The organism is Pseudoalteromonas sp. CST2, from assembly GCF_028599385.1.
GTDB lineage: Bacteria > Pseudomonadota > Gammaproteobacteria > Enterobacterales > Alteromonadaceae > Pseudoalteromonas > Pseudoalteromonas atlantica.
The window spans coordinates 65240-83070 of record NZ_JAQREO010000011.1 but is presented as its reverse complement, the minus strand read 5'-3'; the positions used below and the strand labels follow the sequence as shown (position 1 = coordinate 83070).

Annotated in this window: 15 protein-coding genes and 1 riboswitch; of the genes, 9 read left to right on the top strand and 6 right to left on the bottom strand. The window is 42.3% G+C overall.

Annotated features, from left to right (window positions below):
* Nucleotides 1–58 precede the first annotated feature (58 nt).
* Together PSH41_RS14300 and dtd are read left to right on the top strand one after the other, a co-directional pair.
* Entirely contained in the window at nucleotides 59–961 is a 903-nt protein-coding gene (locus PSH41_RS14300; RefSeq protein WP_029773504.1) for a virulence factor BrkB family protein, read from the top strand.
* The gene (gene dtd, locus PSH41_RS14295) at nucleotides 962–1399 is read left to right on the top strand and encodes a D-aminoacyl-tRNA deacylase (protein WP_004588424.1); all 438 of its coding nucleotides are present in this window, start codon (nucleotides 962–964) and stop codon (nucleotides 1397–1399) included. It begins immediately after the preceding gene.
* On the opposite strand, the gene PSH41_RS14290 is transcribed toward dtd, so the two are convergent.
* Nucleotides 1396–2097 carry a spermidine synthase gene (locus tag PSH41_RS14290; protein WP_273589396.1) on the bottom strand — a complete coding sequence of 234 codons (702 nt, stop codon included), beginning with the start codon at nucleotides 2095–2097 and terminating at the stop codon, nucleotides 1396–1398. The two genes, dtd and PSH41_RS14290, sit on opposite strands and share 4 nt — an antisense overlap.
* 432 nt (nucleotides 2098–2529) lie before the next feature.
* Between PSH41_RS14290 and PSH41_RS14285 the strand changes: the two genes are divergently transcribed.
* On the top strand, nucleotides 2530–3423 hold the full coding sequence (locus tag PSH41_RS14285; RefSeq protein ID WP_138578053.1) for a bifunctional GNAT family N-acetyltransferase/hotdog fold thioesterase: 894 nt from the start codon (nucleotides 2530–2532) through the stop codon (nucleotides 3421–3423).
* 72 nt (nucleotides 3424–3495) lie between these two features.
* Here the strand turns inward: PSH41_RS14285 and PSH41_RS14280 are convergent, their stop codons facing one another.
* From PSH41_RS14280 to dapA, 5 genes are all read right to left on the bottom strand, one after another.
* Nucleotides 3496–4530 carry a phospholipase A gene (locus PSH41_RS14280; protein ID WP_004588421.1) on the bottom strand — a complete coding sequence of 345 codons (1035 nt, stop codon included), beginning with the start codon at nucleotides 4528–4530 and terminating at the stop codon, nucleotides 3496–3498.
* Nucleotides 4531–4739: 209 nt separating this feature from the next.
* The gene (locus tag PSH41_RS14275; RefSeq protein ID WP_248451544.1) at nucleotides 4740–5861 is read right to left on the bottom strand and encodes a succinylglutamate desuccinylase/aspartoacylase family protein; all 1122 of its coding nucleotides are present in this window, start codon (nucleotides 5859–5861) and stop codon (nucleotides 4740–4742) included.
* Nucleotides 5862–5866: 5 nt separating this feature from the next.
* A complete protein-coding gene (locus PSH41_RS14270) occupies nucleotides 5867–7072 on the bottom strand; it encodes a PLP-dependent decarboxylase (protein WP_273589395.1) in 1206 nt (401 codons plus the stop codon).
* Complete coding sequence (locus PSH41_RS14265) at nucleotides 7072–7812, bottom strand: 2,3,4,5-tetrahydropyridine-2,6-dicarboxylate N-succinyltransferase (RefSeq protein WP_054983375.1); 741 nt, start codon at nucleotides 7810–7812, stop codon at nucleotides 7072–7074. The genes PSH41_RS14270 and PSH41_RS14265 overlap by 1 nt, the downstream gene beginning before the upstream one ends.
* Before the next feature lie 15 nt (nucleotides 7813–7827).
* Complete coding sequence (dapA, locus tag PSH41_RS14260) at nucleotides 7828–8712, bottom strand: 4-hydroxy-tetrahydrodipicolinate synthase (protein ID WP_029773500.1); 885 nt, start codon at nucleotides 8710–8712, stop codon at nucleotides 7828–7830.
* 128 nt (nucleotides 8713–8840) lie between these two features.
* Nucleotides 8841–9037, bottom strand: a riboswitch (Lysine riboswitch).
* 194 nt (nucleotides 9038–9231) lie between these two features.
* On the opposite strand from dapA, the gene PSH41_RS14255 reads away from it, so the two are divergent.
* From PSH41_RS14255 to PSH41_RS14230, 6 genes are all read left to right on the top strand, one after another.
* Complete coding sequence (locus PSH41_RS14255) at nucleotides 9232–9936, top strand: DNA-3-methyladenine glycosylase I (protein WP_096738934.1); 705 nt, start codon at nucleotides 9232–9234, stop codon at nucleotides 9934–9936.
* A 2-nt stretch (nucleotides 9937–9938) separates the two neighbouring features.
* Entirely contained in the window at nucleotides 9939–11345 is a 1407-nt protein-coding gene (locus PSH41_RS14250; protein ID WP_273589394.1) for a protein adenylyltransferase SelO, read from the top strand.
* Nucleotides 11346–11679: 334 nt separating this feature from the next.
* The gene (locus PSH41_RS14245) at nucleotides 11680–12738 is read left to right on the top strand and encodes an OmpA family protein (protein WP_004588161.1); all 1059 of its coding nucleotides are present in this window, start codon (nucleotides 11680–11682) and stop codon (nucleotides 12736–12738) included.
* Nucleotides 12739–13046: 308 nt separating this feature from the next.
* Nucleotides 13047–15644: a bifunctional aconitate hydratase 2/2-methylisocitrate dehydratase gene (gene acnB, locus PSH41_RS14240; protein WP_004588162.1), complete on the top strand. Its 2598-nt coding sequence runs from the start codon at nucleotides 13047–13049 to the stop codon at nucleotides 15642–15644.
* 198 nt (nucleotides 15645–15842) lie between these two features.
* Complete coding sequence (locus PSH41_RS14235; RefSeq protein WP_004588163.1) at nucleotides 15843–16475, top strand: 2OG-Fe dioxygenase family protein; 633 nt, start codon at nucleotides 15843–15845, stop codon at nucleotides 16473–16475.
* Between the two features lie 9 nt (nucleotides 16476–16484).
* The gene (locus PSH41_RS14230; RefSeq protein WP_273589393.1) at nucleotides 16485–17717 is read left to right on the top strand and encodes a cysteine desulfurase-like protein; all 1233 of its coding nucleotides are present in this window, start codon (nucleotides 16485–16487) and stop codon (nucleotides 17715–17717) included.
* The last annotated feature ends 114 nt before the right edge of the window (nucleotides 17718–17831 follow it).

Here is a 17831-nt window from a genome sequence, read left to right as displayed (position 1 = left end):
GTAAATTATGGTGCTGATTGCTATCATAATCAAAATTCGATTAGCACAAGTCAATTGTATGAATGATAAGCTCTCCCTTTATAAACAGCAAGCTATCTCCTTTTTAAGGCAACAGCCAAGCTGGTGGATGCAGTACGTTAACCGCTGTATAGACGATCAAATTACAGTGAATGCAGGCTACCTTGCCTATGTTACTTTGCTTTCTTTAGTGCCTTTGATAGCGGTAGGCGTGGCAATATTTTCGGCCTTCCCGGGGTTTGAGTCGACCCGCATAGCCATAGAAAGCTTTTTGTTTACTAACTTTGTACCTACCTCATCTGATGTGATTAAAGAGCATATAAGCTCCTTTGCTGGCAATGCGAACCAAATGACCGCGGTGGGTATTGGCTTTTTAGCGGCGATTGCACTGCTGCTTATACGTAATGTTGATGCCACGCTTAATCGTATTTGGCGTATTAAGAAAAAACGCCCCATGATGATCTCTTTTGCGGTTTATTGGATGGTATTGAGCTTAGGCCCCGTACTGCTGGGCGCAAGTATTGGTGTTACATCGTATATTGTTTCGTTAGTGTCGTTTGCCGATCAGGGCATTCCTGGGTTTAGTGGCTTTTTGTTAAAGCTGGTGCCTTATGGCTTTTCGATGATTGGCTTTTTAATGTTATACACTTTAGTGCCTAACACGCCTGTATCTATTCGGGCTGCGCTACCGGGGGCTCTTTTTGCGGCAGTATTATTTGAGCTGACTAAAAAAGGCTTTGCGCTTTATATTAGCCACTTTCCATCGTACGAAGTAATTTATGGCGCTGTTGCGACCATTCCTATTTTATTTGTGTGGGTGTATTTGTCGTGGGTGGTGGTGTTATTAGGGGCCGAATTTACCGCCTGTATAAGCCCTAATCATGTACCACAAACACCAGAAATAGACATTGATGAAGAGCTAAAAACAGAGGAACGCAGTTAAATGCAGGGCTTAATACAACGTGTAAAAAGTGCCAAAGTAGAAGTTAACGACCAAGTTATAGGTGAAATTGGCCAAGGTATTTTATTGTTACTCGGTGTTGAAAAACCAGACGATGAGCAAGCCGCCGACAAACTGTTGCATAAGGTAAGTAATTACCGAATATTTACCGATGAAAACGACAAAATGAACTTAAGCCTAAAAGATATAGGCGGTGAGTTACTCGTGGTGTCGCAATTTACATTAGCGGCTGATACTAAAAAAGGCATGCGCCCAAGCTTTTCATCTGCAGCCACACCTAGCCAAGCTAACGCGCTTTACGAGTATTTTGTAACTCAAGCTAAAGCGCAAGGTATTAGTGTGGCAACGGGAGAGTTTGGCGCCGATATGCAAGTGAGCTTGTGTAACGATGGGCCTGTTACGTTTAACTTATCGGTTTAATTACCAGCTTTAGCAACAATAATAATATGATTCACAAAGCCCGCAATTTTATGCGGGCTTACTTTTACGCCAAACACATTAAATAGTAATTGCTGTAACTGAATTAACTGCGACTCATGTTGCGATAAAAAGTTAATAAATAACGTGCCACCTGCGTTTAGCGCAACGTATATTTTTTGATAAAAAGCGCGTTCAAACAAAAATCGTGGTGCATCTATCTGGCTAAATAAATCAAGAATAATCCAGTCATGGTTATGTGCCTTGCTAAGTACATTTTGCGCGTCATCACACAGCACATCACTTTGGTTTTTAAGAGCGAAAAAATCTGTATAGCAGGCAATTATATCTGCATTTTTTTCAACTGATGTTACGTGTGCCTGCGGGTAAGTGTATTGTAAGTAATTACGTATAGCGCCACCGCCAAGACCAAGTTCTAACACATGATTTGGCGGTGCTAAGGTTTGCCACTGCTTAGCTAAATAGGTTAAATGTGGAAATAGTAAACGCTGTGGATTGTTAAGCTCTATCACCGATTGCAATGTATCGTTAATTAGCAGCCAGCGAAGCTGCCCGGATTGGCGAACCTGTATGTGATCGCCTGCATATTTATGCCAGTAAACTAGTTGCCCAATATCTTGGCTGTGACTAATAAAGTGGCTACTCACTACACCCGTTAAAGGGTTTATAAAATCGCTCATAACATTAAGGGCCTGTTGACCTTTCAGGATTAAAGTTTGTTCAATCTAGGGGGCGATTTAATCGCGGCGCGAGATTTGTAACCTAGTGGGCTAGGTAACTGCTCCTGCGTTACTCTACTGGCTTACACCCATGTAGGCAACAAAGATTAAATTTCCCCTAGGCTGAACCCTTCGCTCAGTGCATGTTCAATCTCTAAAGGCCCAGCATAAACTAGCTGATGCGATGGGTAAAACAGTTATTTTTTCGCTTGCTTACCAAAGTCGTATTGGCAGTGTTTAAAAGATGGAGTATGGTATTTGCCATAATAATTCCAACCAACTTAATCTTTAATTTTCTAATGTAAAAACCAATGTGCAGGTTAAAGAGTTATTCAGTTGGATTACATGCCGTAGCCTTTATTTTTTATTTACGGCAAAACAACAGGAGTATATATGTTTCAAGTAACTACACCGCAGAGCAGCGAAGACTGGCAAGCGTACTACCAATTACGTTGGGAAGTACTACGTGCGCCTTGGAATGAGCCTCGTGGCTCTGAACAAGACGATATGGAACAAGACTCAGAGCATCGCTTTATTAAAAATAACAACGGTGATGTGCTTGGTGTGGCCCGTTTACACTTTAACAACCATGAACAAGCGCAAGTACGTTACATGGCCGTAGCCGAAGGCAACCGTAACCAGCATATTGGTAGCCGTTTATTACACGAGCTTGAAAAAATAGCATGGACGCAAAACGCAGGCGAATTAGTGTTATTTGCTCGCGAGCGTGCGCTTGAGTTTTATAAGCGCCACGGCTACGAGCTAAAAGAAAAAGCCCACCTTGCGTATGGCGATGTACAACATTTCAAAATGATTAAGCAAAAGCCTAGTGAGCCGGGTTGGTTTCGCCACCCTGATTGGACGCAAGTACTGCAAAATATTTGGCGTGAATCAATCCCAATTAGTGATGCAATGGGTATAAAAGTAGAAAGCTACACTGATTGGCAGTTTACAACGCGTGCTGATTTAGACGCTAACTTAAACCTACACAACACCATGTTTGCAGGCTCTATATACAGCTTAGCAACCTTAACAGGTTGGGGCGCAACGTACTTAGCGCTTAAAGAGGAAGGGCTTGAGGGCAATATTGTATTAGCCGATGCCACTATAAAATACTTAAAACCACTTAATACCGACCCACGCGGTTGTGTTGATGTGCAAACCTGTAAAGGTAAGCTCAGTGAGCTGGAAACAACAGGCAAAGCAAGTTACGTAGTACCTGTTACTATATTTGATGGCAGCGATGTTGTTGCAGAGTTTGAAGGGGTGTTTGCCGTTAAAAAATAACGAGTAACGCTTTAATAAAAAAGCCAAGCACTTTATAAAAGGGCTTGGCTTTTTTTATGGTGTATTAATAAATTATAGTAAATCAGTAAGTAATATACCTACACCAATACGCTCTACATCAGCGTTATAATCAATTAGGCTTTCACCGTAACCGTTAAAATATTGTGCGTAGCCACGCAAGCGACCCCAAAGAGGGAATGACCAATCTAGTTGAAGTGCACCACGGTTATCTGAATTTAAATTGTTACGAGTCATAAAGCTAAACTCGTGATCGTGATAACGATACGCCCCGCCAAATTCAAAGTAACCCATGTATTTGTAAATATCTGGATTGTCGTCGCCATCGGCTTCTAATATATTGTCTTTTTCATCCTCGGCAATGCGATACCAAGGTTTAAAGCTAAATACAAAACCGCTCTTTTCCCATATAAAATCGGCGTAAATTCGGTTCCATGAACGAGAGTTTGGCTGGCTGCGGCCATTAGATTGGTGCGAAATACCCAGCGCTATGGCCATTTCGTCGCCCCAAAGTACGTTTTCTTGGTCTAGGTAGTTTACCCAAAATATTTCTGGTTCGTAGTTGGTTTCACGAAACGGAGAAGAAATCTCTGAGTTATAAATTTGCCAATACGACTGCAAGGTAAAGCCAAAAAATATGGCTTGGTCGTCATCTGCAAAATCATCATACAGTGGCACTTTAATAGAAAGCTGGTATTTAGCCTCTAGGTTATCAAGGGGTTCGCCATTTTCTTCATCTGTTAGCTCGTCAAAGCCATCAAAGGGGCGATCGTTAGGGTGCGAGACATACGATAAAGGTAAAATGTAGTTACGTTTATGCGGCGTAATTACGTTACGATTTTTTTTGCTTACCTCTTCGCGAGCCTTACGTTTATCAAGTGCGGTAAGTTGTTTGTTTTCTTCAAGGGCGGAGCATTTTGTGCGCAGCTCGTCTAAGGTTTGCTTACCATCGCCACCAATTACTTCATTTAAAATACATTGCTTAACTAGCTCTATGTCGTTGTCTTGTTCATTTTTTTTAACCTCTTGTTGGGCAAAAGAGGGTGTGCTTAGTAAAGCCGTAACTGCAATCCAATAACGCCAGCTCATTGTTTATTCCTTTGAGAGTAAGGTAGATTTATAAATTATAACGTGTTTTTACATTTGTAACGGTGAACTTTCACTGAATTTACACTTATTTGATTACCTTACGTTTACACCGTTATCACAGATCAAAAAAAGCGGCATATAGCCGCTTATATTGTAAGTTAGTTAACTTACTCTCACGCAATGAGAAGGGGGAGTTATAGCGCGGTGCGTTATAACTCAAATACGTTAGTAAAAAACTTATAAAGTTCAGTGCCTTGGTTTACGCTTGCTGAGGCAAAATGCAAAATAGCAATTGCATCGCAATCAAGGCTTAATGTTTGTAGGGGTTGCTCAGTTAAATAGCGCTCCATGCGTAATATATAGGCTATTGGCTCACCTGCCTTTATGTGTGCGCCTAATGGGGCAACATATTCAACCATGCCGCCAATCGGCGCATAATAAGCAAAGTAGTCATCTAAATGGCACGCATAACGCGTCATCTGCTTAGGTTGATGTGCTGCATCTACCAATACATTTTTATGGTTCAAATAGCTTAAAATGCTGTTTGCATCATCAAAGGCGGCTGCTAAATCTATTTTTTCTTGGCTGCCTAGCTCTACTGTAAAGGCCTCAACCTGTACATTAAAGTTCCTGCCTTGCGCACTAAGTGCATCACTTAGATGCCACCATGGGCAAAAGCTAGCTTCATCCATTGCGCCATCAAAGTCGCTTGGAATTAGCAGTACGTGTTCAATATTAAAATAACGTGCGCTGTCGCTGGCATACGTTGGACAGTACAGATGCTTACTTGAAATAGGCCCCGTATGTAAGTCGAGCACGATATCGGCTTGATGCGCAAGCTTTTGCAGGTTAAGCGCAATGCGTTTACCGGTATTGAGCAAGTAAGCTGGGCCGTTAAGTTTGGCATCTATTTCATCAAGCAGGGCTTTTTTAAAATTACTTTTTAAAGCTGCATCGTCGTACTGGCTATGCTCGTGTGCAAACTGGGTAACTAAATCACTATTGTAGTGATACATACGGTTCCAGTTAGTGCCAGTAATAGGGTCGAATCGGCCAAGGGTAAATTCCCCTGATTTTTGATTACAACCTATAGGGTTAGCATAAGGTACTAAGGTAATGTCGCCTTTTAAATTGAGCTGTTTTAACTGCTCTAGCAGCTGAAAAATAACCGCGTTACCTTGTACCTCGGCGCCATGCATATTGGCTTGAATATACACGCTTGGCCCGCTGCCATCGCCTTTTAAGCGATACACCGGAATAGTTAGGGGTAAGCCGTTTGCTACTTCCCCTACTACAATGTTTTCTTGGCTAATGGGTGTTGTTATGCTCATGTTTATTACCTTAAGTAGTGACTGGCATCTTCTGCTTGGCGCACACACGTGAGCTCGCCATTTTGTAACACGTATTCTGCAGCTAGTTCATGGCATAAAAAATAGGGCATGCTTTCGGTAAAACCATAGGCGCCACATTGGCTAAACACCAGCCAGTCTTGCTCGTTTAAATCGCTTGGTAGCGTATGCTCGCCTAAGCAATCAAGGGCAGTACATAATGGGCCGTATAAGCTCATTGCTTGTTCTGGCGCTGTTGATTCGCGCAGTAACGCCGCAGGAAAATCTTGGCTTGTAACAGCAGGGCGCAATAAGTGGTTAATACCACCGGTTAAAATAACTTGCTGTTGGTCGTAGTTTTGTTTGCACTCAACGACGGGGTTCGCGTAATGTCCGCATTCGCCTACAGCGTAACGTCCAAGCTCCATCCAAAGCTCGTCTACACCCGCATCTTTTTTAATTTTTGCCAGCGCGGTGATTAATCCATCCCACTCAAGTGTTGCATCGTTTGCTGTGTAAGGAATACCTAAACCGCCGCCTAAATCTAAAATTTTCAGGTTTATATTTAAGTTATTAGCCAAGGTGGTAAGCGGTGCAATCATCTGTGACCACAGCTCGCTTAGCTTTTGTGTACTAAGCATGTTGCCCCACTGAAAAATATGCAGGCCATCAAAATTAAGTGCTGGGTAATCGCCAGTATTGAGCGCTTGCCATTCATCGCAACCAAGCCCAAACGGAGTAAGGCTGTCACCCCCTAATGGGTTTTTTTCACCTTCTGGCCAGCGTAATTGCACACGCAGTAATACTTGCAGCTGCGTATTTTGCAGCTGCGCTTGCTGGTTTAACCAACGTACTTGATTGAGGCTTTCGGCAACAAAAATACGCACGCCGCGCTCAATAAAGTGTTTAATTTGTTTAGGGCTCTTTGCAGGCCCTGTGTTGAGCACGCGCTGTGAACTAATACCTTGTGCAAGGACTTGTTCAAGCTCACCTTTACTTGCTACGTCAAAGTTAAATCCGGCGCTGTCTAGGCATTGAATAACCTTAGAAAGCGGATTGGCTTTTACCGCATACCAAAGCTTTACATCGGTTTGCGCAACTAAACGGGTAAGGTGTGCGTTTAGTTTGTCTAAGTCGTAAACAAAAAAAGGTGTATCAAGTTGCTGAGTAAGTGTATTTACGGCGGCCTTGATAGGCGTGCTCAAAAAGCTCATTATCGTAAAACCTCTTCTAGCAATAACGATGCATCGCTTTGCTCGTCGCGGTATTTAACAATGAGTGCACACGACATGCTTAAGCCTTGCTCACGAGCCCATTCGTTAGACGCAGGGCGAGAGCCTGGTATTACAATAGCGTACTCTGGAATTGGCTCGCCTTTATCTAGCTGGCGCTCGTTAACACAGTCGTAAACCGGAATAGTTGCAGATAAACGCACACCTGGGGCAAGTACCGCGCCTTTTTTAACCACTACGCCTTCAACAATGACACAACCTGCGCCAATAAACGCATCGTCTTCAACCACGACTGGGCTTGCCCCAATTGGCTCAAGTACACCACCAAGTTGAACAGCTGCGCTTAAATGTACATTTTTACCAACTTGTGCACACGAACCCACTAATGCGTGGCTATCAACCATAGTACCTTCGTCGATGTATGCGCCAATATTTACGTACGCTGGTGGCATAATAATAGTGCCTTTAGCTACGTAGGCACCGCGGCGAACACTGGTGCCACCTGGTACCATACGCACGCCATCTTCAGTGCTAAATTCTTGTGGTGCAAGGTTGTGCTTATCAACAAACCCGCCTGCAAACTCGGTGTTAGTGCCATTTTTAAAGGCTTCTAAAATGCCTTGTTTTACTTCTACGTTAGCTTCCCATTGGCCGCTTTCGTTTTGTGATGCTGCGCGTACTGCGCCCGATTCTAAATTATTTAGTAGTTCTAACCAGCTCATTATAAAAACCTGTGTTTAATGCCAAGATAAAATGGTGTCGTTTGCAGTGGTAATGCAATCGGTTTGCGTTAACTCAAGATGCGTTAAAGGTGGACGCAACAGTGGGCTATTTAAACGCCCTTGCTGGTGCATTAGCACTTTAACGGGTATAGGGTTTGCTACAGCAAATAGGCTATTAATAGCGCGAGTCCACTGAGCAAATAAATTGGGGTGTTGACCGCTTAGGCTGCGCTTTACAAATTCGTGTGTTTGCAAAGGCCATGCATTGGCCGCAACCGAAACTAAGCCTTTTGCACCTGCTTGGGCAAAGTAGGGCATAAGTGCATCGTCGCCACTGTATAGCGCTAAATTAGGCGCGGCTTGTCGGTATGCTTCAAATTGGGTGATGTTGCCACTGGCTTCTTTTAAAGCCCACAGTTTTGGGTGCGCTTTTAAGTTTTCAATGGTTTCGATAGGAATGCTTACACCGCTGCGCCCAGGTACGTTGTATAACATACACGGATGCGCGCTTTCGTTTAATAAGCTTTCGTACCAATGTGTTTGACCTACAGCCCCTGGTTTTGCATAAAGAGGCGAGCCTAATAAGTAGCTGTGAATAGGTAATTGGTTACAGTAGCTAACCCATTCTTTTTGTTGGGCCAAGTTACTACCACCAACAGCAACCATAAGCGGTACACTGGGTTTTAATTGGCACACGTGCTCAACAATGCCTTGCTGCTCTTTAAGCGTAAGGGCTAAGCCTTCACCTGTGCTACCGAGCAGTAAAATACCGTTGTGTGCCGCTTCTTGTTCGCTAACAAGTGTTGTGAGCGTGTCGTAGTCAACATTACCTTGTTGATCAAACGGCGTAACAAGCGCTGTCCACAGTGCGTAGTCGTCTAAATTGAAGTTGTGAATCATCTCTTACGAACCTATAAGGTGTTCGAGATATTAAGGAGGCTGTATGATGTGAGCCGCATTAACGTCGTTCGAACAGTATTCGAAGAGCGAATGGGCTTAAAATAATAGGGCGCACGGCCTTATTATTTAAGACCAGAAGCTCTCCACCAAACTAATAAGCTGCTCTAAAACAGCTATTGGTGACAGTCGCTAGGATTCAACCTAGTCGCCCGAAGTAATTGCTTCGCAAAAGCGTTTACCTCTCGGCGGTATTCCCCTCACATATGCTCACTGGAGTTTGCGCTCCTAACATACGCTACCTGAATAACGCACCTCTTCTAGCCCTTTGTATTTTGTTTAACCGCAAAAGGCTTAACAAAATACAATTTAAATAGGGTAATTGCGGCGATTAAAACATTTTAGCCGTCTAGGTGTCAAGTTGCAGGATACAGATTAGTTCATCGAAAATGTGGGTGGTTACGTATTAGCTGCTTTTCTCGTAAACTAACCCTATGAGCAGTGATGAGGTATTTAATAAGTATGGAAAAATTTAGCGATATTTATAAGCGAGCAGTAGAGCGAAAAGGTTCTGAAAAAATGCTTAAGTTATTACTCGCAAAACCCTTATCTAAAAAAGCATTAAGCGCATTAAGTGACGACGACTGGCTTGAAGAGTTTACCCGTAAAGTATTTCAAAGCGGGTTTTACTGGTCGGTAATAAACAGTAAATGGCCAGGTTTTAGAGAGGTTTTTTGGCAGTTTAGTGTTGATAAATTACTTATGATGCCGCCCGATATGCTCGAGCAAAAAGCAACTGATGAGCGCATTATTCGTAATTATAAAAAGGTAAAAACAATTCCTGAAAATGCCTACATGATCCACGAAATAGCACAGCAACATGGCAGTTTTAGCCAGTTTGTAGCTAACTGGCCAGGCGATGACATTATTGGTTTATGGGCGCATTTAAAAAAACACGGCGCCCGTTTGGGCGGCAATACAGGCCCGTATGCCTTAAGAGCGCTTGGTAAAGATACTTTTTTACTTTCGCGAGATGTAGAAAGTTACCTAAGAGCGCACAAAATTATCGATGGCGGCCTGCAAACTAAAAAATCGCTCACTGCCGCACAGGCGTTTTTTAACGAAATGCAAAAGCAAAGTGGTTTGAGCCTGCAAGAACTTAGCTTAATTGTGGCTTACAGCGTGGGCGACAATCGCGTAGGCATAAGCCAACAAACAGAGGATTAACCATGAAACTAGTGCCAAGATACACAGACATAGCAGATAACTTTGCAATAGAGGATCAACCTTCAAGCGTTGCTGCCCCGCAATTGCTGCTGTGGAACGAAGCGTTAGCACAGCAGTTTAATATTGATGTTGAGCCAGCGCTGCGGGCCAGTACTTTTGCTGGTAACGAGCCGCAACCGGTAAATGCTGTAGCGCTTGGCTATTCTGGGCATCAGTTTGGGCACTTTTCGCCGCGCTTGGGTGATGGGCGAGCGCACTTACTGGGTGCTATCAGCGATGATAAAAATCAGCTGTGGGATATTCAGTTAAAAGGCTCAGGCGCCACTCCTTTTTCAAGAGGAGGCGATGGGCGATGTGCACTAGGCCCCGCTATTCGCGAGTATATTATGAGCGAAGCTATGCACGGCTTAGGGATTAAAACCACGCGGTGTTTGGCTGTTGTAGGCACAGGTGAAGCTGTTTATCGTAATCCGCCGCAACCAGGCGCAATTGTTACCCGCTTAGCAAGTAGCCATATTCGCGTTGGCTCGTTTCAGTATTTAGCAACTCAAGGTGATGTAGAGGGATTAAAAAAATTAGCTGATGTAGCCATTGAGCGTCATTACCCAAGTATTCAATCAACAGGGGCTCAGCGCTATTTAGACTTTTTAGCAGCCGTTATAAATAGTCAGCTAGCGCTGGTTATTAGCTGGATGCGAGTAGGCTTTATTCATGGCGTTATGAATACTGATAATACCTTGATAAGCGGCGAAACTATCGACTACGGCCCGTGTGCAATGGTGAATACCTTTGATTTTGATACCGTGTTTAGCTCAATTGATAAGCAAGGTCGCTATGCCTATGGTAATCAGCCAAATATTGTAAGTTGGAACTGCGCGCGTTTAGCCGAGAGCCTAATACCGCTTATAGATGAAGATGACGAACAAGCTGTAAGTTTAATGACGCCGTTAATTAATCAGTTTTCTACGTTATTTAACGAGCAATATAATCAAATGTGGGCACAAAAATTAGGCTTAGCAGGTTATAACGAAGACGATGTAGAGCTTGTGAGTAAGTTATTATTGTTATTTCAAGAGCATAAGCTCGATTACACCAATACCTTTGATGCCCTAACCGAGTCACTAAAGGGTGGCAAAGTGCCAAATGAATTAACGCAATGGGCCCAGTTATGGCAAAAAAGATGTGATGAAAACAGCTATAACCTAATGAGAGCGGCTAACCCAAGGGTTATACCGCGTAATCACATCGTCGAAGAAATCCTTGCGCAATATAATCAACACGGCGAGAGCGAGCTGCTAAGCGACTTTTTAACGGTGATGAGTAACCCATATGATAAAACAGCTAATTTAGCCCGCTTTCAAGAGACAGGTAAAGATGACAAGGGCTATCAAACTTTTTGCGGTACTTAAGTATTGTAATTAATTGTAAGTTTTTGATTATAAATAGTCATTTTTAAATAATGCAGTGTACAATGATTGAGCAGTTACACACTCGGTGGTATTGTGCGCATTCATAAAAAGTAACTATTTATAAATTACCATAATTTATTAATTGCAGATTAGGTAAAAATTTTTACTTAACCTACAATTGGTGGTTGGAATGCCTGTAGATCGTTGAAAAAATTTATAAACTTTATTTTTCGTTAAGTATCGATTAACAAAAGCTCGGGTAGTGTGTACAAAACTGGTTGAGCTAGTATTGATTAGCTACAATTTTCTAAGTTGTTAAAATGGGAAGAAAACAATGAAATTAAAATCACTTACAATTGCAATTGCGTTAGCTGCAACTAGCGCGTCTACATTCGCTGCCGATAAAGAAGAAGGTTTCTACATTGGTGCATTTGGTGACTACTATGATGCGTCATGGGAAAACATGCGCGCTCAAGCTGGCCTTGACGTAAACGAGTCAACTGGTTGGGGTGTAGAAGCAGGTTACCGTTTCAGCGATTACTGGAGCGCACGCCTTGAGTATGCAGATATGGACTTTAACGCGTTCGATAAAGCTGCGGGCAATCGTAATAATATCGACGGCGAGCGTTACGGTATTGATGCGCTTTACCACCTTGACGGCGGTCCTTTCTACGGTCTATTCGGTATTAAAGAAATGGACGTAGTAGATGACAACACATTCTTAAACGCAGGTGTTGGTTACCAACACTTTATTACTGATGGCTTTTTCGTAAACGCTGAAACTGCGGTATACCAAGGTCTTGATAAAGGTTACACAGATGTAGGTGCTAAAATTGGTATTAACTACTTATTTGGCCAAAACTCTATGCCTGCACAGCCTGTAGAGCCAGCACCAACAGCAGTAGTAGAAGTACCTGTAGAACCTAAAGACAGCGACAACGACAACATCCTAGATAAAGATGATAAATGTCCTAACACGCCAATGACAGACGCTGTTGATGGCGATGGCTGTACTTTATACGAAGACCGTGAAGTAACAACAAGCTTATTAGTTACTTTCCCACATGATTCTGCACAAGTTGGTCAACGTTACTTTGACGACATTGCATCAGTATCTGAGTTCTTAAAAGAGCACGAAGATACAACTGTACTACTTGAAGGCCACGCGTCAGCGGTAGGTAACGCAAACTACAACAAGATGCTTTCTAAAAAGCGTGCTGATGATGTAGCACAAGAGCTAATTAAAGATGGCATTGCTGAAGATCGCATTACAACTGTTGGCCTAGGCGAAGAACGTCTTAAAAACACAGCTAACACGAAAGAAGCTCACGCTGAAAACCGTCGTGTAGAAGCACATGTAAAATCTATTGAACGTGTAAAAGTTAAGCGTTAATAGTTACTTACTTTATTTTAAAAACCCAGCTTAGTGCTGGGTTTTTTTATGCCTTTAAAACAGCATATACAGTATTAATTTGATTAAACAAGAATGATTATTACTTAATAAACATTCACGAAAATAGAATTTACGCTTACCACTATTCATAATATTTATAGTCGGTATAATCAGTTGCTTAGCTGGATGGATTTTCATCTATACATAAAAGCTTTATAATCCCGCGTTAGAATACTATAAGTATTGGGTTACTTTTTTTGCGCATGAGGCGCTACCGAATACTTTCACGTCACCAAGAGGGCAATATTGTGCTACAAGAATATCGTAAACACGTAGAAGAACGTGCCGCGTTAGGTATCGTACCAGCGCCATTAGATGCTCAGCAAACGGCTGATCTTATTGAACTAATTAAAAACCCACCAGCGGGTGAAGAAGAGTTCATCTTAGATTTACTAATCAACCGCGTACCTCCAGGCGTTGATGATGCAGCATACATCAAAGCAGGCTTTTTAGCGGCAGTTGCTAAAGGCGAAGCACAATCTCCATTAGTATCTAAAGAAAAAGCAGCAGAATTATTAGGTACAATGTTAGGTGGTTACAACATCGCCCCAATGATTGAGCTACTTGATGACGAAACACTTGCGCCTATCGCTGTAAAAGGTCTATCAAACACATTATTAATGTTTGATGCATTTTACGACGTAGAAGAAAAAGCAAAAGCAGGCAACGAGCACGCTAAAAAGATTATTCAATCTTGGGCTGACGCTGAATGGTTTACTAACAAGCCAGCTGTTGCTGAAAAAATCTCTGTTACTGTATTTAAAGTAACCGGCGAGACAAACACTGATGATTTATCACCTGCACCAGATGCATGGTCACGTCCAGATATCCCACTTCATGCTTTAGCAATGCTAAAAAATGAGCGCGACGGTATCACTCCTGACAAAGCGGGTGAAGTAGGTCCAATCACTAAACTTGAAGAATTAAAAACACAAGGTTTACCACTTGCATACGTAGGTGACGTTGTAGGTACTGGTTCTTCTCGTAAATCTGCAACTAACTCTGTGCTTTGGTTTATGGGTGATGATATCCCATACGTACCTAATAAGCGCGTTGGTGGTGTATGTTTAGGTAACAAAATTGCGCCTATCTTCTTCAACACAATGGAAGATTCAGGTGCGTTACCAATCGAGTTAAATGTTGATGAGTTCAACATGGGTGATCAAATTGATATTTACCCATACGAAGGTGTAGTTAAGCGCCACGGTACTGATGACGTTATCTCTACTTTTGAACTTAAATCAGACGTAATTTTAGATGAAGTACGTGCCGGCGGCCGTATTCCTCTAATCATTGGTCGTGGTTTAACAGACAAAGCACGTACCTCTTTAGGTTTAGGTGCTACTGACGTATTTAAAGTACCAGCAGTAACAGAAGTATCTGATAAAGGCTTTACACTAGCGCAAAAAATGGTTGGTAAAGCATGTAACGTAGCAGGTATTCGCCCAGGCCAATACTGTGAGCCTAAAATGACCACTGTAGGTTCGCAAGATACTACAGGTCCTATGACACGTGATGAGCTTAAAGACTTAGCATGTTTAGGTTTCTCTGCAGATTTAACAATGCAGTCATTCTGTCATACCTCTGCTTACCCTAAACCAATTGACGTAAACACTCACCATACGCTTCCTGATTTCATCATGAACCGTGGCGGTGTTTCACTTCGCCCTGGTGATGGTGTAATTCACTCTTGGTTAAACCGTATGTTATTACCAGATACTGTAGGTACTGGTGGTGATTCACATACACGTTTCCCATTAGGTATTTCGTTCCCAGCGGGTTCAGGTGCAGTAGCGTTCGCAGCAGCAACAGGTGTTATGCCACTTGATATGCCTGAGTCTATTTTGGTTCGCTTTAAAGGTGAAATGCAACCAGGTATCACTTTACGTGACCTAGTACACGCAATCCCTTACTACGGTATTAAGCAAGGCTTATTAACAGTAGAGAAAAAAGGTAAAATCAACGAATTCTCTGGTCGCGTACTAGAAATTGAAGGTGTTGAGCACTTAACTGTTGAGCAAGCGTTTGAATTATCAGATGCATCAGCAGAGCGTTCAGCAGCAGGTTGTACTGTTAAGCTTTCTAAAGAGTCTATCAGCGAATACCTTGAGTCTAACATTGTTATGCTTAAGTGGATGATCTCTGAAGGTTACGGCGATGTACGTACAATCGAACGTCGTATTAATGCAATGCAAGAGTGGTTAGCTAACCCAGAACTTATGGAAGCTGACGCTGATGCAGAGTACAAGCACGTTGTAGAAATCGACCTAGCAGAAATTAAAGAGCCAATCCTTTGTGCTCCAAATGACCCAGATGATGCGCGTTTACTTTCTGATGTTACTGGCGAGAAAATCGACGAAGTATTCATCGGTTCTTGTATGACTAACATTGGTCACTTCCGTGCTGCGGGTAAATTACTAGATGGCTTTACTGGTCGTATCCCAACTCAACTTTGGGTAGCTCCACCAACTAAGATGGATAAAGACCAACTAACTGACGAAGGTTACTACGGTATCTTTGGTCGTGTTGGTGCGCGTATCGAAACGCCAGGGTGTTCACTGTGTATGGGTAACCAAGCACGTGTTGCTGATAAAGCAACGGTTGTTTCTACCTCAACACGTAACTTCCCTAACCGTTTAGGTACAGGTGCAAATGTATTCTTAGCATCAGCTGAGCTTGCTGCAGTAGCGGCAATTTTAGGTAAATTACCTACACCAGCTGAGTACCAAGAATACGCAGAGAAAATCAATGCAACGGCTGCAGATACATACCGTTACTTGAACTTCCACCGTATGCCTCAGTACACTAAAAAAGCAGACAACGTAATTATTCAGCAAGCTGTATAATTTAAAGCTGTTTTAAAAAAACCCGCTTAGGCGGGTTTTTTATTGGTTAAAATAAAATTGAATATTTCATGCTGTAATAAGTTTTAAATGAATTAAATATAACCATTACCCGCTTTTTATATAAATAATAAAGCAAATATTCCTTTCTACATGCATTAAAATCTCTTTCAATATTCTCATTATTTTAAGCGAGATTTTATGACTGCATTAAACAACCAGAATTTACTGCAACTTCGTTTTATTAACCAAGCAAATATTGATTTGGTTAAGCCTTCTTTTGATAACCTACCTGCTAATCCGTATGCAGATGGTGAATTTCGTAAGCGTCGTTACTCGGTAATTAAATTTCAAAATGGTGAGCTAAAACTACAAGCTGCTAAAGCGTTTGTTCAAGACGATTCCATTAATACCTTTCAGGGTAATGTTGAGCGTACTTATGAAAACTTAGAGCAAAGCTTACTTGAGTCAGAAGGGATGAAAAGCATTGTAAGTGAGTTTTGTGAGCTTACCGGCATTGATGAAGGCCGTGATATTGAAATTCACCAATTTAGAATGCTTGCCATTGATAGCGATACGCCCGCAGCACCTGAAGGTGTGCATCAAGATGGGTTTGACCATGTTTGTGTATGTGGTGTTTCTCACGAAAACTTAGAAGGCGGCGAGCTGCTTGTATACGAAAACAAGCAAGCAGAACCGTGTTTTAAAATGGAAATTAAAGACGGAATGTTTGCACTAATAAACGACCGTCAAGTTTGGCACAATGCAACGCCAATGAACAAAGTAGATACAAACAAGCCAGGTTACCTGGATTGTTTTGTACTTACCTCTTAAGGAATGCTCATGAACATAGCGCAACTACGTGAGCAGTTTCCTGCATTAATACAAACCGTTGATGGTAAATCGCCAATATTTTTAGATGGCCCAGGTGGCTCTCAAGTGCCGCAGTCTGTACTAAATGCAATGACTGCTTATTTAGGGCACTACAACTCAAACTTAGGCGGTGCGTTTTTTTCAAGTGATAAAACCGTTGAGTTAATGGCAAATGCGCGCCAAGCAGCAGCCGATTTACTTAATGCGCCAAGTGCACAAAATATAGTGTTTGGCCCTAACATGACCAGCCTTACCTTTAGCTTTAGCCGTGCTATTTCACGCGATTGGCAAGCCGGTGATGAGATTATTGTGACTAACGCTGATCACTTCTCAAATGTATCGTCATGGCAGCAAGCAGCGCAAGATAAAGGCGTTAAAGTTCAAACCGCTTTAATTAACGAGGCTGATTGCAGCTTAGATATGGCGCAGTTTGAAAGCTTATTAAACAGCAATACTAAACTGGTTGCGGTAACTTACGCTTCAAATACTACGGGTTCTATTAACGATATAAAACGTATTATAGAGCTTGCCCATGCTGTAGGCGCATTAGTGTACGTTGATGCCGTGCATTATGCACCGCACGAGCTTGTTGATGTTCAGGCCCTTGATTGCGACTTTTTGGCTTGTTCTGCCTATAAGTTTTTTGGTCCTCACTTAGGCATGGTGTACGGTAAAACACAGCACCTTGAAGGTTTTACGCCTTACAAAGTAGAACCAGCTAAAGATGTAGCACCAGGTCGATGGGAAACAGGCACGCAAAGCTTCGAAGCCTTAGCGGGTTTTATTGCCGCTGTTGATTACATTGCTGAAATTAGCGGGCTTGATGAAGGCCACACGCGCCGTGAAAAGTTAACGGCGGCTTTTGCTAAAACAAAGCAGCACGAAATGGCGCTTAGTGAGTACTTTTTAACGCGTTTAGTTAATTACCCACGCATTAAGCTATTTGGCATTGATGACCTAGAGCGCTTAAACGAGCGTACGCCTACATTTGCTTTAACCTTTGAAGGACTAGAGCCGCGTGAGGTGTCTGAGTTTTTAGGCAAACAGCATATTTGTGTGTGGGATGGACATTTTTATGCACAAGGCTTATGTGAGCAGTTAGGCGTACTTGATAAAGGCGGTGTAGTGCGCATCGGTTGTATGCATTACAACACCACCGAAGAGCTAGATAAGTTATTTGATTTGTTTGATCAACTTCTTTGAAACTGACAGTTTATACCAATCCGCATAATTAAGTATTATCGCGGATTGATATGAATACAAATCTGCGCTTTTAAATGACTCTTTTTAAAGCTCAAATGCTTAAAGTAGTCAGCG